General features: G+C 63.5%; 1 protein-coding gene. It reads left to right on the forward strand.

The genetic code is table 11. The annotated features are described in order from the left end of the window. Positions 1–5: 5 nt before the first annotated feature. The coding region (locus AC3A6J_RS28010; protein WP_487863273.1) for a GTP-binding protein at positions 6–550 on the forward strand (545 nt) is incomplete at its 3' end.

A 550-nucleotide genomic window follows, 5' to 3' on the forward strand; every position in this document is an offset into this window, starting at 1 on the left:
GAAAAATGGCAAAAGGTAAATTCACCCGCACCAAGCCGCACGTGAACGTGGGCACGATCGGTCACGTCGACCACGGCAAGACCACGCTGACGGCGGCGATCGCCACGGTGCTGTCGGCCAAGTTCGGCGGCGAAGCCAAGAACTACGCCGACATCGATGCTGCGCCCGAAGAAAAGGCCCGCGGCATCACGATCAACACGGCCCACGTCGAGTACGAGACGGCCAACCGCCACTACGCACACGTCGACTGCCCCGGCCACGCCGACTACGTGAAGAACATGATCACCGGCGCTGCCCAGATGGACGGCGCCATCCTCGTGTGCTCGGCCGCTGACGGCCCGATGCCCCAGACCCGCGAGCACATCCTGCTGGCGCGCCAGGTGGGTGTGGGCTACATCATCGTGTTCCTGAACAAGTGCGACATGGTCGACGACAAGGAGCTGCTCGAGCTGGTCGAAATGGAAGTGCGCGAACTCCTCGACAAGTACGAGTTCCCTGGCGACGACACCCCGATCATCCATGGCTCGGCCAAGCTCGCCCTCGAAGGCGA

This window comes from Variovorax sp. Soil_C_39 (genome assembly GCF_057656815.1).